Annotated in this window: 17 protein-coding genes and 2 pseudogenes; 9 read left to right on the plus strand and 10 right to left on the minus strand. The window is 40.1% G+C overall.

Features of this window, described 5'->3' with window-relative positions; all coding sequences use genetic code 11:
* Positions 1-116 precede the first annotated feature (116 nt).
* The 4 genes from V7K49_RS32705 (at position 117) to rfbB (ending at position 3,429) form a co-directional block, all read left to right on the plus strand.
* Positions 117-257: a hypothetical protein gene (locus V7K49_RS32705; protein WP_335209376.1), complete on the plus strand. Its 141-nt coding sequence runs from the start codon at positions 117-119 to the stop codon at positions 255-257.
* Positions 254-955, plus strand: a complete 702-nt coding sequence (locus tag V7K49_RS32710) for a DUF6391 domain-containing protein (RefSeq protein WP_335209377.1) — start codon at positions 254-256, stop codon at positions 953-955. The genes V7K49_RS32705 and V7K49_RS32710 overlap by 4 nt, the downstream gene beginning before the upstream one ends.
* Before the next feature lie 269 nt (positions 956-1,224).
* A complete protein-coding gene (locus V7K49_RS32715) occupies positions 1,225-2,223 on the plus strand; it encodes a glycosyltransferase (protein ID WP_335209378.1) in 999 nt (332 codons plus the stop codon).
* Between the two features lie 144 nt (positions 2,224-2,367).
* Positions 2,368-3,429, plus strand: a complete 1,062-nt coding sequence (gene rfbB, locus V7K49_RS32720) for a dTDP-glucose 4,6-dehydratase (protein WP_335209379.1) — start codon at positions 2,368-2,370, stop codon at positions 3,427-3,429.
* Positions 3,430-3,769: 340 nt separating this feature from the next.
* Here rfbB and V7K49_RS32725 read toward each other — a convergent pair whose 3' ends face one another.
* Together V7K49_RS32725 and V7K49_RS32730 are read right to left on the minus strand one after the other, a co-directional pair.
* Positions 3,770-4,429 (minus strand): hypothetical protein, encoded by a 660-nt coding sequence (locus tag V7K49_RS32725; RefSeq protein ID WP_334868024.1) that lies wholly within the window; start codon positions 4,427-4,429, stop codon positions 3,770-3,772.
* A 98-nt stretch (positions 4,430-4,527) separates the two neighbouring features.
* On the minus strand, positions 4,528-4,734 hold the full coding sequence (locus V7K49_RS32730) for a HigA family addiction module antitoxin (RefSeq protein WP_335209447.1): 207 nt from the start codon (positions 4,732-4,734) through the stop codon (positions 4,528-4,530).
* A 410-nt stretch (positions 4,735-5,144) separates the two neighbouring features.
* Here V7K49_RS32730 and V7K49_RS32735 point away from each other — a divergent pair, with 410 nt between their 5' ends.
* Positions 5,145-6,338 carry a serine/threonine protein kinase gene (locus V7K49_RS32735; RefSeq protein ID WP_335209380.1) on the plus strand — a complete coding sequence of 398 codons (1,194 nt, stop codon included), beginning with the start codon at positions 5,145-5,147 and terminating at the stop codon, positions 6,336-6,338.
* Between the two features lie 180 nt (positions 6,339-6,518).
* On the opposite strand, the gene msrA is transcribed toward V7K49_RS32735, so the two are convergent.
* Entirely contained in the window at positions 6,519-7,187 is a 669-nt protein-coding gene (gene msrA / locus V7K49_RS32740; RefSeq protein ID WP_335209381.1) for a peptide-methionine (S)-S-oxide reductase MsrA, read from the minus strand.
* Between the two features lie 184 nt (positions 7,188-7,371).
* On the opposite strand from msrA, the pseudogene V7K49_RS32745 reads away from it, so the two are divergent.
* Positions 7,372-7,806 (plus strand): annotated as a pseudogene (locus V7K49_RS32745) (YidH family protein); the annotation flags it as partial.
* A gap of 301 nt (positions 7,807-8,107) precedes the next feature.
* Here V7K49_RS32745 and V7K49_RS32750 read toward each other — a convergent pair.
* The gene (locus tag V7K49_RS32750; RefSeq protein WP_335209382.1) at positions 8,108-8,941 is read right to left on the minus strand and encodes a hypothetical protein; all 834 of its coding nucleotides are present in this window, start codon (positions 8,939-8,941) and stop codon (positions 8,108-8,110) included.
* 215 nt (positions 8,942-9,156) lie between these two features.
* Positions 9,157-9,407, minus strand: a pseudogene (locus V7K49_RS34850) (IS4 family transposase); the annotation flags it as partial.
* Positions 9,408-9,739: 332 nt separating this feature from the next.
* Here V7K49_RS34850 and V7K49_RS32755 point away from each other — a divergent pair.
* Positions 9,740-10,645: a beta-1,6-N-acetylglucosaminyltransferase gene (locus V7K49_RS32755; RefSeq protein ID WP_335209383.1), complete on the plus strand. Its 906-nt coding sequence runs from the start codon at positions 9,740-9,742 to the stop codon at positions 10,643-10,645.
* A 440-nt stretch (positions 10,646-11,085) separates the two neighbouring features.
* Here V7K49_RS32755 and V7K49_RS32760 read toward each other — a convergent pair whose 3' ends face one another.
* Entirely contained in the window at positions 11,086-13,302 is a 2,217-nt protein-coding gene (locus V7K49_RS32760) for a recombinase family protein (protein ID WP_335209384.1), read from the minus strand.
* A gap of 78 nt (positions 13,303-13,380) precedes the next feature.
* On the opposite strand from V7K49_RS32760, the gene V7K49_RS32765 reads away from it, so the two are divergent.
* Both V7K49_RS32765 and mltA read left to right on the plus strand, forming a co-directional pair.
* The gene (locus V7K49_RS32765) at positions 13,381-14,733 is read left to right on the plus strand and encodes a proton extrusion protein PcxA (protein ID WP_335209385.1); all 1,353 of its coding nucleotides are present in this window, start codon (positions 13,381-13,383) and stop codon (positions 14,731-14,733) included.
* Between the two features lie 383 nt (positions 14,734-15,116).
* A complete protein-coding gene (gene mltA / locus V7K49_RS32770) occupies positions 15,117-16,400 on the plus strand; it encodes a murein transglycosylase A (RefSeq protein WP_335209386.1) in 1,284 nt (427 codons plus the stop codon).
* Positions 16,401-16,644: 244 nt separating this feature from the next.
* On the opposite strand, the gene V7K49_RS32775 is transcribed toward mltA, so the two are convergent.
* The 4 genes from V7K49_RS32775 to V7K49_RS32790 all read right to left on the minus strand — a co-directional run bounded on the left by V7K49_RS32775 (position 16,645) and on the right by V7K49_RS32790 (position 18,582).
* Entirely contained in the window at positions 16,645-16,878 is a 234-nt protein-coding gene (locus V7K49_RS32775; RefSeq protein ID WP_179074150.1) for a DUF3134 domain-containing protein, read from the minus strand.
* Positions 16,879-17,080: 202 nt separating this feature from the next.
* On the minus strand, positions 17,081-17,509 hold the full coding sequence (locus V7K49_RS32780) for a hypothetical protein (protein WP_273766245.1): 429 nt from the start codon (positions 17,507-17,509) through the stop codon (positions 17,081-17,083).
* A 684-nt stretch (positions 17,510-18,193) separates the two neighbouring features.
* Entirely contained in the window at positions 18,194-18,403 is a 210-nt protein-coding gene (locus V7K49_RS32785) for a DUF4114 domain-containing protein (RefSeq protein WP_335209448.1), read from the minus strand.
* Positions 18,304-18,582, minus strand: coding sequence for a hypothetical protein (locus V7K49_RS32790; protein WP_335209387.1), 279 nt, complete (start codon positions 18,580-18,582; stop codon positions 18,304-18,306). Before V7K49_RS32790 ends, V7K49_RS32785 begins: the two co-directional genes overlap by 100 nt.
* Positions 18,583-18,640: the final 58 nt, after the last annotated feature.

Below are 18,640 nucleotides of genomic sequence, written 5' to 3' on the forward strand. Positions count from 1 at the left end.
TCACGCCTAAGTTTTCAGTGTGAACACTCTACCAAAAGTTCCGAGTCCTTCACTCAGCCGGAGTTTATGTTAGTGGAGCCAGCTGACCCTCGGACTCGGAAACTATAAAGATCAGAATGGGCACAGCATTGCTCATGCGTGTCAATGCCCAAACTCAACAATCATCCACAAAAATTAGCAACAATTCAGTGGTGCAAGCGTTACATTTGAAAGAAATCTATGTTGCTCCATCGGCTTGGAGAGCAGTGTTCCAATGAATACTTCTGCTTCTTTTCAGAGTGGCTCGTCTCCCTTTGAATTTTTTAAGTTTGATCTTACAACACCTGTATCTGAGAAAGTTTCGACCCCAGAATACCGACCCTTAGACTTTCCACAACCCACACAAGATGCCGACTTACTCAGGCAGCTATCGTTTATTCCAGGATTAAAAGAAATTTTGATGATCCGGCAGGTTCACGCCTTAGAACACGCTACTGTTTGGGTTCTTAGCGAATCAAAAAGTGCCTATCCTGCCAAAAGAGAACCTACTAACGTTCAACTAGATAACGAACTATTAGGCGGTTTATCTACTGAGCAGGGATTCTACCTCTATGGTGAGATAAATATTAGTGATTTGCGGCGTGCGGTTACAATTGCTCGACATCGCCTCACCAGTGGAGAATCGGATTTGGCTGTACATCCCCGTTGCGGCACAAATTTATCAGTAGCAATGCTCTTAACAGCTGGACTAGCTGTCGGTGTACATCTGTTACTACCATTTCGACCAATCGAGCAAATTATAGGTTTGGGGTTAGCAGCGACGACAGCCGCTGAACTCGCACCTGATTTAGGTTCTATGGCACAGCGTTACCTAACAACTGCCATTCCTTTTAACCTAGCAATTGAAAATATTACGCGTACACGCGACGTTTGGGGGCGTCAGGCACATTTTGTTAAAGTGGGCTGGCAAGACTGAAGAGAGCAAGAGGCAGAGGAGCAGGGAGCATACTTCTCTACGAGAGGCTGCGCCAACGACTGCGCCCTTCGGCTACGCTTAGGACAAGCTCAGTAACCAGGGAGTAGAGGGGAAAGAAGTAATTATTTCTTCTTCCCCTTGCCCAATGCCCAATACAACTCTACCAGAGGCTGCGCCCTAAGCGTAGCTATGCCGCAGGCTTTACGGCAACGTCTCACAGTGAGCCTGTTGAACTGCTCAGTACAAGTACCCACTCCGCTAATAAAATTATGAGAAAACTTTACTTCTTACTCCCCGGTACAGATGGCAAATTTGCTTGTGGTGGTCTTTGGGCTGAGTTAAAAGCACTTAATCTAGTTCAGCAGTTCTGTAGTGCTGATGTTGTAACTTACCGTCAACGGGAAAAAGGTAAGCTTTTTATTGATGATTTGTTAAAAGAGAAAAATTTAAGTGATGTAATTTTTGTCATCAGTTGGGGATTTGATATAGCTCAACTCGTGGCCAAACTTAAGCAATACAATGTCGTTTACCATGCACATAGTGCAGGTTATCCATTTAGACTGCCTGCGAGTATTCCGATCATTACTGTTAGCCGCTATACAATGGGATATTGGGGAGAAAAATCACCCAATTCTCTCATTTATTATTTGCCCAATCAAATTTCTGATGAGTTTCAAAATTTAGGTCTTGAACGAGATATTGATGTTTTGGTTCAGGCTCGGAAATCTTCTGAGTATTTAATTAAAGAATTAATTCCAGCTTTGCAAAAACATTGTAAAGTATTGGTTGTTGACTCTTATGTAGAAGATTTACCTGGACTATTCAACCGAGCTAAGGTTTACCTTTATGATTCCGCTGAGTACTGGGCACAACAGCGCGTTAGTGAAGGATTTGGTCTGCAACCAATGGAAGCTCTTGCCTGTGGTTGTCAAGTATTTTCTAGTGTCAATGGTGGACTTGCAGATTACTTAGATCCTGGATTTAATTGCTATAAAATTGCTGGATATTCACAAGAATATGATGTCCAGCGGATTTTAAAGGTGATTGATATTTCAGTAGCTTTTAGTTTGTCTGAAGAGTTTTTAGCTGAGTATCGAACTGAAAATATTATTAATCGTTTCCGAGTTATTCTAAATGAGTTAAATGAATTCTTTGATCACACTATGCAGCAGCCATCTAATATTAAGAGTTTGACGGGAATACGTGTGGCAAAATTACTCGCTCAGAGGATATACGGAAAGCTGGAGAAAAAATACTTTAAGCAATAAAAACGTAGACGCGTAGCGGCTTGCCGCAGGCTACCGCAGAGGCAAGGCAGTGCGCCCTTGCGGTTCCCCGACTTGTCCCTTGCGCGTCTCCCTTAGGGGAAGCAACTGCCGCGCTGAGAACACAGAGAGAAGAGAGGTAATTGGATGAGTCGGCGGTTATTAGTTACGGGGGGTGCGGGGTTTATTGGGGCGAATTTTGTGCATCACTGGTGTCGAGCTTATCCAGATGACCGGGTGGTGGTGTTGGATGCTCTAACCTATGCGGGAAATCGTCTGAATTTGGCGCTGGTTGAGGGAGGAGAAAATTTTCGATTTGTCCAGGGGGATATTTGCGATCGCACCATTGTAGATCAGTTACTAGTATCTGAAAATATAGATACCATCGCCCATTTTGCCGCTGAATCTCATGTTGATCGTTCAATTCTTGGGCCAGCAGCTTTTGTGCAAACTAATGTGGTGGGAACTTTCACGCTGCTGGAAGCTTTTCGGCAACATTGGGAGGCAAAAGCACAGCCATCTGATTATCGTTTCCTGCACGTTTCTACGGATGAAGTCTACGGTAGTCTGGGCGCAGATGATGCGGCTTTTTGTGAAACTACACCCTACGCTCCCAATAGTCCCTATTCAGCCTCGAAAGCTGGTAGTGACCATTTAGTGCGTGCTTATTATCATACTTATAAATTTCCAACCATTATCACAAATTGCTCTAATAATTACGGTCCTTATCAGTTTCCCGAAAAACTAATTCCCCTGATGTGCATCAATACTTTGATAGGGAAACAATTACCTGTTTATGGTGATGGTAAAAATGTGCGGGATTGGCTTTATGTGGGCGATCATTGTCTGGCTCTAGATGCGGTAATTAATCATGGTAAATCAGGGGAAACATATAATATTGGTGGCAATAATGAGGTAGAAAATATTAACCTCGTGCAACTTTTGTGTCAGATGATGGATGAATTAGCACCTGATTTACCAGTACATCCGGCAAAGGAGTTGATTACTTTTGTCAAGGATAGACAGGGACATGATCGGAGATATGCAATTAATGCGAACAAGATTAAAACTCAACTTGGTTGGACACCTTCAGTAACGATTGTTGAGGGTTTACGTTTAACTGTTGAATGGTATCTCAATCATCGTGATTGGTGGGAACCTCTGCTGTCTGCGGAATATCAAGCCTACTATCGCAAAAATTATCTGTAGAATAATCTAAAATTGGGCTAACTCTAACGAATAACGTCCTCAAATTTTTATGGGGAACTAATTCATCATAATGTAAGCGGCCAAGAATTATGCTTGGATGTCTATTTTGATTTTGAGCAAATTCTTCAATCGCTTTCCAAGAAAAGGCTTTTTTACTACAGATTGATTAACAGGCATTATGGACGGAGTTTGTGCGATCGCAGAACTTTTTGTTCTACTAAAAATGTTGAATTAAAATTTTGGCATAAAAATTTTAATTCAACATTTGAGATAGTGCTGCTTGCCTTTTTTAAAGCCAGTGCCTTACACAGTTGTATTCGATATTGGGCATGATGACCTCTTAGCTACTGGGGATTACGTAACCTGCAATACCTTCAAACACATACCCATTCTTACCACCACGCAACTCATTAAAATTAGTAGTGTAGAAGTGGTCTGTAGCTGCGGAGCTGTAATATCGATATACAGGAAGAGTATTTGTAATAGGTCTAGGATAAACATAACCTGCAATACCTTCAAACACATACCCATTCTTACCAGTACCCAGCTCCTTCAAATTAGTAGTGTAGAAGTGGTCTGTAGCTGCGGAGCTGTAATATCGATATAGAGGAACTGTTCCAGGGTATGGTAGTTTAGAAATATAAGCGGCAATTCCTTCTGAGATATATCCGCCCTTACCATTTCCTAGTTCACCAAAATCAACCGTATAAAAGTGGTCAACAATTGATGAATTATAGTAACGGTAAAGTGGGTATGCCGTAACTACTGCACCATTAATTGTTCGAGTAATAGAAGGAATCTGAGCAACTAGTAGATTTTCTGAGCTACTTTTGCCTTTGCTAATAGTTAACTGATTGCTGTTCTGGAGTTTAGAAGAATTTGATGTCGCTAAAGCTAGATGGTTACTGGTTAAGTAATTAGCTGTACTAATACTTGCAATGCCGACAGCCAAACCACCAAAAGTTTTTAAGACTTTACCCCAAGACCAATTACTAAACATTAAGTATCTCCTTCGCTTGATATTAAACAAATGTACTTTATCATACTAGTCCTAGTAAAACAAGAGAGTAAGAGCAAAGGACTGTAATGCCTATCAGATCAAGTTTTTTGGGAAACCACTAGATGAACTTGATACTTTGCTTCAAGATTTGTCCAAAACTCAAAAGAAGTACTCAAGGCTTGGGAGAGTTCGATAGCTGTTTCAGGTGTAATTTGCTTGCTTCCCCGAATAATTTCATTGATGGTTTGAACTGGACACCCGATAATTTCTGCTAAATCTTTCTGTGTCCAGCCACGGGCTTCTATTTATCGACTTAAAATTTTTCCTGCTGTTGGTATTCTTGCTGATACTAGCTTCTGGCTCATATTGCTGTCTCCTCTGCTGACGCTTTTTGCAATCCCCTTCGTCCCATACTTATTTGTTCTGCTACCTATATACTTTCTTGTACACGGACAACAACGCGCAAGGATGCCAACAATGCACCAGAATCGTTGTTTTCTGAATATTCCTGAAAAATCTCGGTCAAATAATCGTCGATTTCTTCCGGGTGCTTAAGGAAGTACTCTTGTTCAAATTGATCGAGTGTTCTAAATTTTCTCACGCCTATAGGTACTCCTTTTTCAATAAATTATCTGGCTCACACAGTTTTCTTAGATAATGACTATCCTTAAATAATAAGGAAATCAGATCAGCGTAAATTGCCAGCAGGTGTCAGATGCTGCAACCAGAACAGATATTACAAGACCGTTATCAAATCCAGCGCCAACTTGGCAACAATGGAATTCGTCAAACCTGGCTAGCTAAGGATTTACAAGCCTCTGATGGCGAAAATTCGACCGTTGTGGTCAAACTTTTGGCCTTTGGCGGTACTGTACAGTGGGATGACCTGAAACTTTTTGAGAGGGAAGCACAAATTCTTAAACAGCTAAATCATCCCCGCATTCCTCGATATATAGATTATTTTTGTATCGACGATCGCACACTCTGGTTTGGCTTAATCCAAGAATATATTCCTGGTGAGTCGCTTAAGGAAAAACTTGCTATTGGCAAAAGGTTTACTGAAAAGCGAGCTAGAAAAATCGCCGATGAGATTTTAAATATTCTCATGTATCTACATGAGTTGAATCCAGGAGTGTTACATAGAGATATTAAACCGAGTAATTTAATCTGGGGTGAAGATAATCGGATTTATTTAGTTGATTTTGGCGCAGTTCAAGATAAAGCGGCAAGAGAGGGCGTTACTTTTACCGTTGTGGGTACTTATGGTTATGCCCCAATGGAACAATTTGGTGGTCGGGCGGTTCCAGGTTCAGACCTCTATGCACTGGGTGCAACTTTGATTCATTTGTTAACTGGGACTTCCCCCTCTGATTTACCCCAGCAGAATTTACGACTGCAATTTACAGACCGAGTTAACCTCAGTCCTAGTTTTGTCAGTTGGCTGCAAAAGTTGATAGAACCCGCTCCAGAACAACGATTTACTAGCGCCAGCCAAGCGCTAAGTAGTCTCAAATCTGGTTTAGCTGTCAAATCTGCAAATAAGAATCAGCTTTTACCGCTAAAAGAAATAATCAACAATTCTGGGTGCGGGATAAATAATCACAATGAAACAGTCCCAGAGGAAATTCTTGGTTGGAATTGGGGCGCGTTTCTCATGCCTTGGTTGTGGATGTGGCCGAATCAAGTATGGTATGGCCTATTCTGTTTTATACCCCAAATTTCGGGGTTCATGGCGATCGCCCTCGGTGCTAAAGGCAATGAATGGGCTTGGAAAAGTAGACGGTGGCACAGTATTGAACAATTCAAAGCTCATCAAAGAGGCTGGGCGATCGCTGGTATACTAATTGGAGCGCCTATTAGTATTGTATTGTGGGTCGCAGCGATCGCTTTGCTCAAAGCTGCACTGTAATTCAGGAGTCAGGAGAAAGTACTTATTCTCCCCCCTGCCGCCTTTTGCCTCGTTAAGAGTCGCTGACTGGGAATGCCTGACTCGCGGCACCGCAATGAAAGAGCATTTCCAGGTTGAACCCGGAAACGAGGTTTCAAAGGGATTTTCGCTTAAGTTGATCCCAATGACAGCTGGGCGCTCCTATCCACTCACTTGCGATTCAACTACGCCTACGGGACAAGATACGTTTGTCCCTCCTAAACCACAATACCCGTTGGGATTTTTAGCCAGGTATTGCTGATGGTAAGCTTCTGCGTAGTAGAATTCAGGCGTATCCAAGATTTCTGTAGTAATCTTGCCATAACCTGCACTGTTGAGAGCTTGCTGATAAGCTTCCCGCGATGCTTCTGCTAGCTGCTTTTGACTTTCAGAATATACATAAATTCCCGAACGATACTGAGTGCCAGCATCATTACCTTGGCGCATCCCTTGGGTAGGATTGTGGCTTTCCCAGAATACTTTGAGCAGTTCAGAATAACTAATCACTTTGGGATCAAACACAACCAACACCACTTCATTGTGACCAGTTCGCCCACTACATACCTCTTCATAGGTGGGGTTGGGTGTTAACCCAGCAGCGTAACCCACTGCGGTGGTGTAAACTCCTTTAAGTTGCCAGAATTTACGTTCTGCACCCCAAAAACAACCCAAGCCAAAGATTGCTTTCTCTAATCCATCGGGATAAGGAGGTTTCAGGGGATTTTTGTTGACATAATGAGCAGCGGGTACTGACATAGACTGTGCCCTTCCTGACAAAGCTTCCTCAGACGTGGGCATAACTTGCTTTTTGCCAAATCCAAATAACGCCATTAATTTTGACTCTGATATACATCTTTACCTTACTTACTATTGTAAAGATTCTAGCGATCGCTTGGGGTTTTCTGAAAGTCCTCACTGGATTGTCTTGACCCTTATAGATGCGTCTGGGTCTTTGTTTCACTAGTTAATGCTAGTTAATGGTATATCAAGGGGAACTTGGCGTCAGAAGATTCTTATGGATAAAATACCGAAAATTGACCGGCAAAGGGAGCATCAAGCGAACGAACGAACTTTTCTTGCTTGGCTACGCACTTCTATTGCATTGATTGGCTTTGGTTTTGCTATTGCGCGATTTGGTATATTTCTGCGCCAGTTGAATATTGCGATTACTCAACAAGAACCTCCGGTAAATCCATTATCCAACTCGGAAAATTTGGGTCTGGCTTTGGTAATTTTTGGAATTCTGGTTATTGCATTAGCTGCGTGGCGATACAACCAAGTTTTCTGGCAAATTGAACGAGCAGATTATAGACCAAATAGGTTAATGGTTTGGATAATGACCGGAGTAGTAATTATTTTGGGGTTTTTCAGTATTCCTTTGCTCTTAAGGCGTGATCAAGTCCCTTCTCATTCTCCTGTTCCAATTCAACCACAGTCCCGAAAGTTGCAAATATCAACCCCAAATCTCAATGTTAAAAAGGGGACAATTACTACTATATACAAACAAATATTTTTGTTTTTTAAATAGATCATTATGCTCCCTATTCGCAAATTATAGTAAATCTAGTGAAGATAAATTTGGATTTTCCCAGCTTGCTAATTCTTCTCTAAGCATCAAATCAAGTTTAGGATTCACCTAAGCTGCTGCTCTAACTTCTGGATTGCGATCATTAATTAACTTATCTAAAGATTGGACTTTGGACAAATAAAATGTAATTTTATGGTCTTCCACTTTAATTTGTAAGATCCAATCACGAATTATATTCCCTTTCTTTTATCTTCTTGGAAAATTCGGATGCTAGCGTACCTAAACCTAATTTCTTTAGTAATAAATATTTATATGTTTCCCAGGTAGACACACGAAATGTACTTTTGAATAACCATGCATCATTATCAACTGTAAAGGGAGTTTCAACCTTAGCTACAAGAAAGGAAGAAGTATCATCTGAAGTCGAGACTAACTCTTCCCAATTAGTAGGCTGTTCTTTGCCCCAATTAAAAATTGTTTTTAAACTCACGACTTCTAAAAGTTCCCTTCTAATTAAACTTGCTGAATTTCCAAAATATTGAATAGGATGAGAAAAAACATCACTTGCAAAATAATCTTTACTTGGACCCCACTGTCCCCCAGCACTTGCATCTACATGCATTAAATTTATTCCCAGAATATTTTTATCTTCATTAAGAATAGTCAGACCATGTTCCAAGATATCAATACAGTCTTGATGTGTTCCAACTATTTGAATATCGTCATCCAGATGTAAAATATAATCAGAATTACAAAGATTCAGACTAATAAGAATTCCAAAATTACTATGAGGGGGATGGCTCATAGTATTATATCTTACACAATCAAAATGATTGATTTGATTGGATGATTGAAGTAGCTTCATCCCATTTAAATCAGGGCTACTATCATCTAAAAAGATTTTTTCAGCAAAAGGAAGCTCTAGTACTTTAGCCCAGCTTTGTATAGCACGACAAGCAATGACTGCACGGTGATCGCGTAAAGACTTAATATATGAGCATGTAGAAAATGATGTTTTTTCCCACAAATCATTTCTGATATTTTGCATATTCTGCATTTATTTATACTTTCATACTGTATTTAGAGCAAAAGTTAGAGCATACACTATCAACATAATCTTTTCCTAAATTCGATTTTACTACCAATCTGCAAAACAATTGTGACGCTTCCGTCAGCCTTTTCGCTTAATTTAACAATACTCCGTACAGTTTTCGCCCCAAAGGATAAAAAAGCCACTTATTGTTATAGGCTGCAAATAGTTCAAAAAAAACAAGAATGTAGACCTCTACCCCACATTAGTAACATTTTCTCTATCACTGATCGTAGTAACTTTTTGATTTTGACTAGCTCACCTATTAGCTAAGGGCACAAGAGTGGATCAACAATTAAATGTGTTCCAGTTTCAATTTCCCTGTACCAGGCGCACTTTGGGGATTATGAGCTTGCGTACCCGGACGGCAGCCTGGGTATCCAAATATTCTGGCCTTAGCTTCAGAATCTGGCACGTCAAATACTGTTCCATCACTGTCGAAACCATAGGAGCGTTCCTTGGAGGATTAGCGTAAGTCCTAGTATTGATGAAAATAATAAAACTATCAGGTAAGCTCGACTTTATCCAAAATTAAGAACTCGCTTTTCTTTATCCAGCAAAAACTCTGGCTTTTTCGCAAATACTTTTTCCACGTCACAGATTATCGATGAAGTTAAAAAAGTAAAACTACTGTCCCACACAGATTTCAGCGATAGCGTAGACACTTTTTAGTGGCTTGCCGCAGGCATCGCGTTACGAAAAAAATGGATAAAGTCGAGGTAAGATAATATTCAAAAAGTTGATTTATCTAATAAGGCAGTTTTCATGAAAATAGCATATATAATTTTGGCGCATAAATATCCGGAACAATTATTACGTCTTATTTACAAACTAAACACAGATGATGTTTCATTTTTTATACATATAGATAAAAAAGCGGACTATAAAATTTATCATCATGTACTGACTCAACTCAAGGATTTTCCAAATGTCTCTTTCATAAAGAGATACCATTTAGCATGGGGAAGTTTTGATATTGTCAGAGCTAGTCTTGAAGGAATAAAATCAATAGTTGAAACAGGTATTTACTTCGATTATATTATACACTTATCGGGTCAAGACTATTTGATTAAGTCAAATGAACAGATTAAAAAGTTTTTTCAAGAGAATAAAGGTAAAGAATTTATAGAGTATTTCCCACTACCTTATGCTCTATGGCATGGGGGTTTAACAAGATTAGAATGTTGGTATATCCGTTGGAACAATAAGATTTATCGTATCCCTGAAAAGCGTGAGTTTAAATCTCGTATTAACTCTTTCTTATATTCATTGTTGCTTTCGCTTGTACCGAAAAGACGTAAATTGCCTGAAGGTTTTGCTCTTTATGGAGGTTCAGCATTTTGGTGCTTAACAGGAGAATGCATAAAATGGATAAATGATTTTGTGAAGCAAAACCCTAAGTTTGTTAACCGTTTTAATTACAGTTTTTGTCCAGATGAATTGTTTTACCAGATTCTAATTGTAAATTCACCTTTTCAGAAAAAAATTATTAACACTTCCTTAACATATTTAGAGTGGACTATTGATTATTCTGGTCACCCCAAAATTTTAGAAAAAAATGATTTTGATAAAATTAGAGAATCAGAAAAATTATTTGCCAGGAAGTTTGATATGACTATAGACCCGGATATATTAGATATGATTGATAAAATGATATTGAGTCAATCTTAACTTGCAAATAAATTTTGAATTTTGGTCGTAGAGAAGAAATAATAAATATTCTCGACTATTGAATTTTGGACAAAAAGGAGTGATTCGCGTAAAATATCCGCAAACCAAACGTTATTTAAAGAACACTCAGATGATTGCTCAACGTTGACGTTGAGCCAGCCGCCATTCTTCGGCGAACGGACAGTCCACCAGCATCAGTGAGAGGTGAAGATAAAGTGCCTTTTATCAATCATTTGAAATACTCAAAAAATTGATAATCGCTACTTTTGAGGAGGAGAGAGGGCGAGAGTCGCTCGCCCTCTTTACTGATTTTTTATGATCATTATTATTCAAGAATTGGACAACCTCAAATAATAGTGATATTACTTATAATAATTGAGACGAAACTGCTAAAATAGCGGATTAATTATTATGCGAATTTACAGAACTTTGGATAAGCTTTATATAACGGAATGCGTTACACAGGCATTCACTAAAGGTAATAGCGGCCCTAGTTGTTCTTGTCCATTCACTGCTAAATCGCTGTGACACAAATAAACTCTCTCGGATACACGAGATAGTAAATCGGTCAAAATCCTTCGCAGTCGTTGTTCTTCTGCCAATTTCTCATCTTCTGCTGTCCAAGGTTCGCCTAACCTGTCTCGCAGGAAAAACGGCGCACCAAACAAAGTCGCCGCCCCACCTTTGGCCCACAGGGGTGAACCAGCATCCAGCCAAAAATGCCAGCGGTGCGATCGCCTACTAGATCGATATTGAAATATAGTTGCTAAGGTAACAGCCCTTCTGGCTCCACCGATGGGGCGCACAGGGTAAGGGTTGGCGGTAATAGTACCACGTCGCAGTAATTGAATGAATTCGATAATAGTTGTGTAAGGCGTTGTCTCATCTGGGGCAATTTGCCGTAACCTGGTGTCAATTTCCCAGTAGTGTTGGGCGGTTTCTAATAATTCCCGTAATGCTGCTAGTTGTTCGTATGGGAGATTGCTACCATTCCACAAAAAGCGCTGAATTGCTCTGTCTAAGAGGGAAATGGGACTGGGAATTAAACGCAGTTCTTGTTGCGATCGCTGCTGTTCTAACCACTGTAATATCTCACCATAGGCTGTAGTCGCCGCATAGCCGATTCTATCCCAGCGCTCGAAGGTTGACACTGGTAGCAAGTTGGGGCGATCAGGATGCGGTACAAAGCAGTAATCTGCAATTAAACCAGCCCGTACCGGGTCAATATCAGTAGAGACGCGATTAATCGCGTCTGTTAGGAGTAAGGAGTTTTCTAGTGCTTGTTGTTTCCTGCTCAATACAACCAGCATTTCTGCCACAGCATCCCGATCTACCAGGCGTCCCAAGCCGGGATAAACTAGTGCCAGCATGGTGAGTAAGGCGCGAATGACAGGTGAACTAACTAAGGGACGTTGGTCATTGAGCGATTCTACTTGGATGTTTTGCTTGATCAGGATTTCTACTAGAGTATAACGAGCGATCGCATCTAAACCTGGTGCAATAATTGCCACTTCTTCTGCTTGCACTTGCTGTGATTGGATGGTATTAGCAATTACCTCTGCTGTTTGCCGCAATAATTGGGCGCGGGAGGTGGTTTGAATTGAATGCACCATTTTTGGTAAACTCAACAGTACCATCGGTTCTGTGACTAATTCCACCATCTGTTTAGTAAGTTCCTCTCCAAGGGACTCTGAAGGCGGCCCGGTTAAGATTTCTACTCGACAACGCTCTGCTAACCCTTCTAGATGGTTGGGATCTGCTCCCAATCCCAATCGCACTGCGCCATCGGGATTGTAGCTAAACGCCCCGACTGCGCCTTGATCCAACAGCAATTCAAACAAAAGACGCGCTACGCTAGGATAATCATCTACATCATCCGCCAGTACCGCCTGATAGCGTTTAGTTAGGTGCTGCTGGTAATTGCGATCGCTTAACAAATATTGACTATAAAGTTCGGTAATAATCCCATAAGTTAGTAACCCCCTCTCTAAACACCAGTTACGCCAATCTAGGAGCAAAGAGGCTAGAAATTCCGGCTCTAAAGTTGTAGTATTATCCCCCAGACCCTTTGCCAAAATCTGGGCAATATCTTCGCAATGTACACCACTGTAAGCTGCTAATTGCAATAAGTCTAGAATGCGACGCACTAATCGAGACTCATTCACTCCCGCAATCCGTAAAATTTCTTCGTCTAATTGGGGACGCCAGAGTTTGGTTGCTAACTCTTGTTCCGTTTCTGGTCGCAATCTTACCGGAAACTGTGCCTTCAGGCTCAACGAGTTAATTAGCAACGGCCAAAATAAAATAACTTCATCCTGGAAAAAACCTAGCGGTGTCTTGGCACGAACCGGATATTTTCCTAAGGTAGATGTAACAATTATATCTCCCAATTCTCGACGATTATCATCATTGGCAGCTAAGACTAAAACTCCTGGCTCTGTTTGTTTAAGATATAAAAATTCCGGTATGCGTTCGCCCTTGGCGTTGGCGAAGCCTCTCGTAGAGAAGCCATCGCCTTTTTTTTGTCCCGGTTTTTTAGTATAAAATGATTCAGTAAGCTGTTTTTCAGGTTGTACCCAATTACAAAATTGCTCTACCAAGCGAGCCGTCTTACCACTGCGGCTAGTGCCAACAATCCAAACCGAATGAGAAACCACAAACTTTCTCCTTGTAGATTTGCTAGTATACCTCGTGCGTTAACTTAAGGTTAAGAATCACCAAATAATGCTGGATGATTGTCTGCAATGAAAAATTCTGTTTTTAGCCAAAAAATCTATTCTTTCTTACTTGCTGCTTATCGACGGTACTTACAAACTCCTGAACGTTCTTTACATGAAGCTTACGATGCAGCATTAAAGATTCAGGAAATAGAAAATAAGCATTTCAATGGTAATAAAATAGACACTGACTCAGCCATGTACAGTAACAGTGTGATGGATTATTTTGAGTCAGACCTCAAGAAGCTATTAAAAATTGTCAGAATGCGGCTGACGGAGTTTAGAGCAAGCCGTTGGTTTCTAAATGAAGAAAATCAAAAAGCTGCTCAGAAAGCAGGTATAGAGCATCCAAGTCCTTCTTTGATTTTGGAAAAGCTAAACTTTATCGATCAAGTTATATCCAAATACACAACAAATTCTGATCAAATAACTTCTAAAGCTTTAGTAGTCAAACCTGCAAATCTACCAGTTAACTCTGTAATATCGGACAACAAGTCGTTGCTCGTCAATACTCCAACGTTACCACCCAAAATACCAACTCAAGACTCGCATAAAAAACCAAAACTGCGTAAAGTCGATACAACAGGCGTTTTACCGCGCTCTATTTTAAGTACTATCACTCGTCTGCAAGTTGAATTAGATCCTAATTCTGAAAAAGAAGTAATTCAGAATTTTCGTCAGGCTCAAAGAAGAACAATAATATCTATCAGATTTATTTTACTATTAATTATCGTACCACTTTTGACGCATCAGATAGCAAAAGCTTTCGTAGTCGGCCCATCTGTTGAGCGGTTTAGAAGCAGTGAGCAAATGCAGATATTCCTCAATTCAGAAATGGAAGAGGAAGCCCTTGCAGAATTACAAAAATTTGAAGAAAAGCTCAAGTTTGAAAATTTCATTAGAAATGCCCCTCCACTGTCGTCTGAACAGATGGAAATTGAAATGACAAATAAGGCTGTAGAGCTTGCTGAAGAATTTCGTCACGAAAGCTCTAATGCTATCAAAAATGTTTTTGCAGATATTTTTTCGGTGGGTGCTTTTATCTGGCTTTTGGTTATCAGCAAGTCTTCTATTGCTGTACTCAAAGATTTCTTTGATAATATTGTCTATGGACTTAGTGATAGTGCCAAGGCATTTATCATCATTTTGTTTACCGATATATTTGTAGGATTCCACTCTCCTCATGGGTGGGAAGTACTTCTAGAAGGTGTATCGCGTCATTGGGGATTACCAGCAAATCGAGATTTTATCTTCTTATTTATTGCCACATTTCCAGTGATTTTAGATACCATTTTCAAATACTGGATATTCCGATATTTGAACCGCATATCGCCTTCAGCAGTTGCCACTTACCGTAATATGAATGAATAAGGTATTGGGAATTGTAAATTGTTGAGCTAGTGGCTTGAGAGTTTTTCTCAGTTGTAGCAACTGGCGTCAAAAACAAACAACAAATAATCTTTGATTATGTTTTGCTTTCTTGCCATCTATCTAGTAAACTGTGGCAGTATTTTGCCTACCTTTAACAAGGGATTTTGCCCCTTGTTAAGTCTGGTTAATTGAGATAATAGCTGGATCTACGCGCCCACTGTATTAGTAGTCTGTGTGATTAATTTTGAGAGGTTCGTAGTAAGTGATAAATCGCTCAATTTCAAGGGCTATATCTGCTGAGTGCGAACTTTCACAACCCATTAACACTAATGACATAAACCACAATTTGGTGGAGTATGGGAAGGCAAAAATTTTGAATTTTGATGAAAAATACACTTGCTAGGTTAAGAAAGTTTAATAAAGTTATCTGGCTCAGCTTACCTGTGGTTTTGTCGATTTTGCTGATACGGATGCAATCTTTCGCGCATCAAGAACTCAGTCCGCCAGAATGTCGTGTGAAAAAGTGGGATATACCAGTTTCCTTGACTGCTGAAAATCAAAATGCATTTATACAAAAGCAAAAAGCAGTATTAATCCAAAGACTACCAGTTACTTGTTGTCAGGGTGATACCTCTTGTTTAGATGAAGTTCTGTATGGAGAAATACCAGACAAAAAGGCACTGGTGAGTGCGATCGCTCGCAGTCTCCAATATTTGCAAACAGCTAATGCTGTGGCTGCTTATCAAAACTATCAGGTAGCTGAGATTAAACGCGATCACGTGTTCAAAAGCTTGAAAAGATTCCGCGAACTCCTATTAAAAACTAATTCTGCAACAGAATTACATCAAGCCATCGAGCGGGAATTTGTTCTTTACCAGTCAGTTGGTAAAGACAATAAAGGTTCCGTTTTATTCACCGCCTATTATGAACCGCTTTACGCAGCCAGTCGCGTCCCTACACCAGAATATCGTTATCCTGTTTATCGATTACCTCCTGATTTAAACTTCTGGTCTAAGCCTCATCCGACACGCCTGGAATTAGAAGGAGCAGATGGTTTACAAGGCGCAAAAGGGAAATTGCGAGGATTAGAGTTATTTTGGTTTCGCGATCGCCTCGAACCATATCTAGCTCAAATTGAAGGTTCAGCAAGACTTCAGCTTCCCAATGGGACTCAAACAACAATCGGCTATGCTGGTAATAACGCTTATAACTACAAAAGCATCGGGCGAGAATTAGTGAATGATGGCAAATTACCGCTAGAAGGTATAACTATGCCAATTATTCTCAACTATTTCCAAAAGCATCCCCAAGAATTAAATATTTATATTCCGCGCGATCGCAGTTTTGTTTTTTTTCAAGAAAACCACGGTGAGCCAGCCCAAGGTTTTATCAATGTACCACTAACAGCAGAGCGTTCTATCGCTACAGATAAATCCCTCATGCCTCCTGGTGCTTTAGCGTTGATTCGCACTTCTATTCCCTTTGTTAATCCTACTGGAAAAATGGAGGAGCGCATCGTTAGTCGCTATGTTCTTGATCAAGATACCGGAGGTGCAATTAAAGGCGCAGGTAGGGTAGATTATTTTTTAGGGACTGGGAAATTAGCAGGCGATCGCGCTGGTGTCACAGTTAGCAATGGACAATTATTTTATCTATTACTCAAATAGTTAATTTAACCTGAAATCTGCGGTTTAGGGACTGACAAAAAATAAATTATCTAAAATTATTTGTACATTTGTAAGGGCGCAAGGCCTTGCGCCCCTACGATAGGATATTTTTTTAACTGGAAGTCTTTTATAGCCGCATCTACACAGTCAAAACCCGCCTGCGCGGGTTTCAAACTCTTAATTTTCCATTAGCCCAGGTCGGTGTAGCTCTCGTTTGTATAGCCACAAATTTCATTCGCCAGGGCTAGGCTTCAATATCCATATCAGCATCATCATCGTCATGATCGTAAGGGATATCGTCAAGGTCGATCATTTCTGAAATTTCTTCTACTTCATTTAGATACTCAGATTCTTGATGTTCACGCTCGATTAGACGACCAGTTGACTTTAGCCATTCCAAGAGAATAAACTCATTACTTGTACGAATTACAGGCGCTCGCTGATTACGAGGTTCTTCACGTAAAGGACTTATAGGCATAAAAAAAACTCACTTTGAATTATGGGTCACTGTACAAAAACAGGAAAATTGTACATTCAGGTTAAAAGGCTTGTTATACAAGACTTTTCTGAATAGATGAAATATGAACTATTGAGTTTTTTATCTCTAGTCCGTCTAGTTACTTACCATTAAAATGTCTTTGTGTCAGTCTTAAATAATAAATATTCAAGCGGACGCGATATCACAAGGCATTTGGCAGCTTGGCAAGAGTTTCATACATATTAGAGGGTAATGCAGACAATCTGTTCGCAACAGCGACTGCATCAGCTAAGTTGCTAAATTGACACCGGACAATCTCTTGTCCATTTCCTGAGGGGAATCGCTTCCTAGCTTTGTTAGATACAGCACAAATAATCGCTAAAGCTTTGGCGAACCCATCTTTTGTCAATATTGTTTCTTTAGCGAACCCTTCAACAGGGATAAGGCAAACCTCAAACCGATAGCCAGGTCTGGGAGAAACAGCTATGTCAATATACGGTTTATCTTCTTTCCTGATTCTGCGTAAATATTGGGCTGTCGAATTAGCATCGTGTAAATCAGTCCCAAGGGCGTAAGTAAAGAAACAATCTTCTGTTAGGGATTCAGGACGGGTAATTATATCCGTTGCCATAAGTTCAAGTACTAACCGTATATTATTTGGGCTTGTGACACATTAAACTTGTCCGTTCTTCTTAGCACATTTTTGGACAGTGAGATATACCAGTTTTACACGAGGTATTCCAATACAGTTTGGCTAACTAAAAATTTTCATTTTTGCAATGCTGAAGACTCTCATCTTTAAAAGGATAGATTGCCAATATCAACTAACATAAAACACCTCCACAATCTAAGGGTGTAGAGATTTAGATTCGGAGAGGCGTCTATTATAGTCAGTTACATGACCGTAAAATATTTCTCAACTATCTAATTATAACATTATAACATAGTTGACGGTTGAACTTTTTTCAACTACTCTGATCCATAGATATTAGGCTACTAACAACAGTAAGGTTGTATTAAATTCCGACTTTTAGATAACTAAATACGTTGATTAATTAGTTCTAATTATTACTAAAATTAATTAAAACTTAAGAATAAATACTTAGTGCGCTCGCCTTATCTTATAAAGTAAACTAGGCACTGTTTTCGGTTTGCTCAAATCCTTATTTTTAGATTGTAGTCAGTGCCCAACCCCAGATTACCATGCGGGTTCTCCAAAGGAGTACAAGCCCACAGCAGTTGGGAGATTCATCCATTCGGTTATCCCAAGACTGCCTTCTTCACCTTTTTTGGTGGTTATAAACTCCTAAAATTACTAGACAGCACTCAAATTAGCTCGCACAAAAACATTGTTAAAATCTTTGTCACCAGCACTTGTTAAATCCTCAAAGCCAAAGGTGCTATTCCCTAACAGACAAATATGATCTACCTGATCAGCATTAGCACCCAAGAATGAGGAGTAAACTGCTGGAGCATTATTATGATTGCTATCATTAATGGCAGACCAGATGCCATTAATGATAATAAATGGTGCGAAGATGGAACCAAACCAGGCTTGAAAGTGCCAGTAGAAGTTGCCTTATCTTGGTTGTTCGCCGACAGGTCAATTCCTGCAACGCTCTGATGCACTGCGGCTTGGGCATAACCAGCTTGGACAACAAGAATTATCTGCCTTACCATCACTGTTGGTGACAATATCACCATTCCCGCATTTCGTGCCGCAACTCTTAGAGAGGCTCTTGCGTTCGCCAACGCTAACATA

It is taken from the genome of Nostoc sp. (assembly GCF_036919675.1).
GTDB lineage: Bacteria > Cyanobacteriota > Cyanobacteriia > Cyanobacteriales > Nostocaceae > Nostoc.

Bases quoted from the DNA above. Each gene is read 5' to 3' on its own strand.
- V7K49_RS32705 (WP_335209376.1), top strand. From the start codon at position 117: ATGGGCACAGCATTGCTCATGCGTGTCAATGCCCAAACTCAACAATCA.
- V7K49_RS32710 (WP_335209377.1), top strand. From the start codon at position 254: ATGAATACTTCTGCTTCTTTTCAGAGTGGCTCGTCTCCCTTTGAATTT.
- V7K49_RS32715 (WP_335209378.1), top strand. From the start codon at position 1,225: ATGAGAAAACTTTACTTCTTACTCCCCGGTACAGATGGCAAATTTGCT.
- rfbB (WP_335209379.1), top strand. From the start codon at position 2,368: ATGAGTCGGCGGTTATTAGTTACGGGGGGTGCGGGGTTTATTGGGGCG.
- V7K49_RS32725 (WP_334868024.1), bottom strand. From the start codon at position 4,429: ATGTTTAGTAATTGGTCTTGGGGTAAAGTCTTAAAAACTTTTGGTGGT.
- V7K49_RS32735 (WP_335209380.1), top strand. From the start codon at position 5,145: ATGCTGCAACCAGAACAGATATTACAAGACCGTTATCAAATCCAGCGC.
- msrA (WP_335209381.1), bottom strand. From the start codon at position 7,187: ATGGCGTTATTTGGATTTGGCAAAAAGCAAGTTATGCCCACGTCTGAG.
- V7K49_RS32750 (WP_335209382.1), bottom strand. From the start codon at position 8,941: ATGCAGAATATGCAAAATATCAGAAATGATTTGTGGGAAAAAACATCA.
- V7K49_RS32755 (WP_335209383.1), top strand. From the start codon at position 9,740: ATGAAAATAGCATATATAATTTTGGCGCATAAATATCCGGAACAATTA.
- mltA (WP_335209386.1), top strand. From the start codon at position 15,117: ATGAAAAATACACTTGCTAGGTTAAGAAAGTTTAATAAAGTTATCTGG.
- V7K49_RS32775 (WP_179074150.1), bottom strand. From the start codon at position 16,878: ATGCCTATAAGTCCTTTACGTGAAGAACCTCGTAATCAGCGAGCGCCT.
- V7K49_RS32780 (WP_273766245.1), bottom strand. From the start codon at position 17,509: ATGGCAACGGATATAATTACCCGTCCTGAATCCCTAACAGAAGATTGT.
- V7K49_RS32790 (WP_335209387.1), bottom strand. From the start codon at position 18,582: ATGGTGATATTGTCACCAACAGTGATGGTAAGGCAGATAATTCTTGTT.